Origin of the sequence: Pedobacter sp. UBA5917 (assembly GCF_002432345.1) — a bacterium.
Classification (GTDB): domain Bacteria; phylum Bacteroidota; class Bacteroidia; order Sphingobacteriales; family Sphingobacteriaceae; genus Pedobacter.
Window position 1 is genome coordinate 1 of the sequence record NZ_DJDT01000141.1, and the last position, 4,588, is coordinate 4,588.

Here is a 4,588-nt window from a genome sequence, read left to right on the forward strand (position 1 = left end):
TTACATGATGAAAGACGTGTTTCTCATGATGAAAGGCATATCGTGACTTTTATCTCCATTCATCATCGTTTCAGTTCCCTTCGTCACTTAAATTTACCAGACCTGCTCAACCGCTATAATTTGCATCCATCTTATTTAAAGTAATATGGTTCGACTTAAAATACAGCAACTTACAAAAACTTATCAAAATGGGGTAAAGGCCCTTGATGATGTTACATTAAACATTGCTAACGGTATGTTTGGTTTATTAGGACCAAATGGTGCGGGTAAATCATCGCTGATGCGCACACTCGCTACACTGCAACTTCCCGATGCAGGGCAGATTTTTTTTGATGGAAATGATATGCTGCAAAATCCGCAGGAAATGCGGACTAAACTGGGCTACCTGCCACAGGATTTTGGTGTTTACCCAAAGATTTCAGCTTTTGATCTGTTAAATCACCTGGCGGTTTTAAAAGGTTTGCAAAACAAAAATGAAAGGATAGAACAGGTTTGCTCACTCTTGCAACAAACCAATTTATTTGAAGTAAGAAAAAGATCGGTCGGTACTTTTTCAGGTGGTATGCGTCAGCGTTTTGGTATTGCACAGGCTTTATTGGGCAATCCGCAATTGATTATTGTGGATGAGCCAACTGCAGGCCTGGATCCGCAGGAGCGGAACCGTTTTCATGATCTGTTGAGCGAAATCGGGACAAACCGTGTGGTAATCCTATCCACACACATTGTAGAGGATGTAAACGATCTTTGTCCTGAAATGGCTGTAATGGCCAATGGTAAACTGATTTTACAGGGCAAACCGGCCGATTTAACGCAGAAACTGGATGGCAAAATCTGGCGAAAGGTAATTGAAAAGGCAGATTTAAAACATTATTCTACGCTTTATAATGTGATTTCAACCAAAATCATGTTAGGTAAACTGAATTTGTTTGTATTGGCAGATCAAATTCCTGCTGCGGGCTTCGAAGCAGTGTTCCCAGCTTTGGAAGAGGTTTATTTCTCATCTTTATTTGGTTCGGTAAATCAAAATGTGGGGACTGGGCTATGATCGGTGATTTACTTAAATTCGAACTGAAATACCATTTCAGTCAGTTATCGTTTAAAGTTGCAGCACTTTTATTTTTTATTTTGGGCTATTTCTGCGTGGTTGAGGGTGGCTTTGGTTCGGCAGAAGTGCATAAAAATTCGCCATACGTAATTACCAATATCACCGCATTGCTTTCGCTGTTTTCCATATTCTCGGGTACCATATTCAGCGCTAATGTGGTATTAAGGGACGCTATTTACAGGATGGAGTCGGTTATTTTTACTACATCAATTAATAAGGGGATTTATTTTGGTGTGAGGTTTTTAGGCTTATTAACTGCTGTTTTTAGTTTGTCCTTTCTGGTAAGCATCGGGATTTTGATCGGCTCCTTTTTTATTGAGGCCGATCGCTTAGGTACATTTAATATCACCTATTTCTTACAGCCACTTTTGGTTTTCGCGCTACCTAATGTGCTGTTTGCAACAGCAGCTTTATTCTGCACGGCTGTACTAACCAAAAGTGTAAGGGCCATTTATGTAGTTGGTGTACTGATTTACATTTTATATATGTTGGCTTCGATATTCGGCAATTCGCCTTTGTTGGCCACATCAACAATGAAAGCCGGCACTCCGGATATTTTACCTTTACTTTTAGATCCTTTTGCATTGGCTTCGTTTTTCGGTGAAACGAGAACATGGACTGATCTGCAGCGCAACCATCAGTTATTTCCTTTAGATGGGCCATTTCTGTTCAATAGGTTATTTTGGATCGGCATAACTGCATTAATCACCATCATTACTTACCGGTTCTTCCATTTTAGGTTGCAGCATGAACCTCAATTGAAAATAAAAGCAGCTCAATCAGAGCGGGTAGCAATTATTCCATACCGTGTTTTAAAGGTTTTGCCAAATGGTTTTCGCTATTATTTAAGCACTTTAAAAACACAATTTAAGCTCGAAATAATCTTCCTGTTTAAAAATATCCCCATTATGGTAATGCTTTTATTGTGGGTGTTTTTGTACGGTGTTGAATTGAAAGATCAGCTGTTCAGTGGTATTTATGGCATCCATAGCTATCCGGCAACCGGTATTATCATAGAGGAAATGCGTTCGATGAAATTTGGATTGATCCTGATCCTGTTTTATGCTGCAGAAACCATCGGCAGGGAAAAATCGGTTAATATCCATGGGCTTATTTATAGTACGCCTGTTCAAAACTCGGCAATGTGGATGGCAAAAAGTGGAAGTCTTTTTGTTTTGGTATTTACGCTTATTACTTTAAATATCGGGATTGGCATTGTGCTACAGGTTACGCACGGTTATTTCCGGATCGAACTGCCACTTTATTTAACTTTATACTATTATAGCGCATTGCCGATGTTGCTTTTTGTGGTGCTGCTCATGTTTATCCAGAATTTAATCGGCAACAAATACCTGGGTATGGTTTTGGGCATGATTGTGGTGTTTTTGATTTCCTATGCCGAAAGATTTGGAATTGAACACTACCTCTTCCGTTTTGCTACTGTGCCCGATCTGCTCCATTCCTACTTCAACGGGTTCGGTTATTACGCCACAGCATTTAACTGGTATATGTTGTATTGGACAGCTTTCGTCGTTGTTATAGCCCTCTTAACCATTGGGATGTGGCAGAATCAGGTTGACACAAGACTGTTTAACAGGTTTAAATCAATCGGTAAAACATTTAAACAACATCAATGGATTACCATTTCTGCTTTGTTGATCTGGATTTCTACGGCAGCATTTATATACCATCAAACTAATATTATAGGAAAATATCAGAATAAACAGGCGCAATTAGACTGGCGTTTAGCTTATGAAAAGAAATATAAAGCATTAGCCAACGTGCCCCAGCCTGTTATCAAATCGGTTAAAATGAAGGTAGATTTGTTCCCAAACGAAGCAAAATATACCATCCAAGGCACTTACCTGTTAAAAAATGAAACACAGTTGCCCATTTCCAAAATCTGGACTTATGTTGGCCCTGAGGTAACTTCGTTTTTGGCAGAAACTGTTGATGGCCGAAACAAAATGGACAAAAGATTTGGTCAACAGTTTATTGATCTGAAAAAGCCGCTACAACCCAAAGAAACAATAAAAATGGATTTTTCTATTGAGGTAATCCGATCAGGATTCACCCCTTTTGATAAGGAGAATGCTATTGTTAAAAACGGTACATATGTTGAACTGGAGAAATTTGTACCCCATTTTGGTTACTGTTATAATTTTGAAAGTGATAACAGGTTGGAACGGAAAAAAGCAGGTTTGCCTGAAATTTCTACACCGCCCATATACGATCGTACTTATGAACTGATCGATCTGGAAACGACAATTTCTACCGAGGCACACCAGAGCGTTATTACGGTTGGCGAACTACAAAAAGAGTGGCTTTCGGGTAAACGCAGGTATTTTAAATATAAAACAGCTAAGCCGATAAATTTTATGTTTGCGATGAGCAGTGCAAAATATGCAGTTAAAAAAGAAAAATATAATGGAGTGGATTTGAGTATTTATTATCAGCCAGGACAGGAATATAACCTGAAAAGTATGTTTAATGCGGTTAAAGATGCCTTGGATTATGGTGGTGCAAATTTTGCCAAATATCCTTTAAAACAATTAACCCTAGCCGAAATTCCACAATATAAAGGAGCAGCAACAGCATATCCGGGTGTAGTTTTTAGTGCCGAGAACATTAATTTTTTGGGTAATTATGGTTCTAACAGTGCTATAGATCAAAGTTATGCCATTGCGGCCCACGAAACCGCACACCAATGGTGGGCCAATAGCCTGTCGCCAATGGATGGTGCAGGTTATGCCATGCTTACCGAATCGCTGGCTAAGTACACCGAGAATGTGCTGATTGAAAAGCGGTTTGGTAAAATATACCTGCGCAAATACCTGGCTTACGATAACAACCTCTATTTTTTGAACAGGAACAACAATGAAAAAGAATTGCCGTTAGCTAAAACTTTAGATCAGCCTTATGTGCATTACCAAAAAGGTGGCCTGATGATGTACGCAATAAAAGAGTTGATGGGCGAGAGGCAGTTTAATGCAGTATTGCAACAACTTATAGTAGATCATGGATACCCAAAACCAAAAGCTACAGCCAATGATTTTGTAAACGTGCTATTAAATCAGGCTTCGCCAAAGCAAAAAGATTTTATAAACGATTGTTTTAATCAGGTAGTTACTTACGATTTAGGGATCAAAGTACTTGCCTGTAAAGCCTTGAAAAATGGTCAATATAAAATTGATGTAGAAATATCTGCCGAAAGATTAAGTGATGGCAATAAACAACTGCCTGATCTCGAAATAGATTTGGCCTGTTTTAACCAGTTGGAAAGGGAATGGAATGCAAAAACGAAACCTTTTTGTATTGGCAAATATCACATTAAACAGAACAGAACCAAAATTTCAATAATTGTTGATCGTAAACCAAAAACGGTAGCTGTTGATCCTTATGGGTATTTGTTGGATACGGATAGGAGCGACCGTGTAGCGGTTTTGGAATAAAAAGAACGTCTCTAGTCGTAGCGTCTCGCTA

The 4,588-nt window shown here is 38.9% G+C and carries 2 protein-coding genes; both read left to right on the top strand.

Translation table 11 applies throughout. The annotated features are described in order from the left end of the window. Positions 1-145 precede the first annotated feature (145 nt). The gene (locus B2V92_RS08530; protein ID WP_293306860.1) at positions 146-1,045 is read left to right on the top strand and encodes an ABC transporter ATP-binding protein; all 900 of its coding nucleotides are present in this window, start codon (positions 146-148) and stop codon (positions 1,043-1,045) included. After that, positions 1,042-4,557, top strand: coding sequence for a M1 family aminopeptidase (locus tag B2V92_RS08535; protein WP_293306862.1), 3,516 nt, complete (start codon positions 1,042-1,044; stop codon positions 4,555-4,557). The genes B2V92_RS08530 and B2V92_RS08535 overlap by 4 nt, the downstream gene beginning before the upstream one ends. The last annotated feature ends 31 nt before the right edge of the window (positions 4,558-4,588 follow it).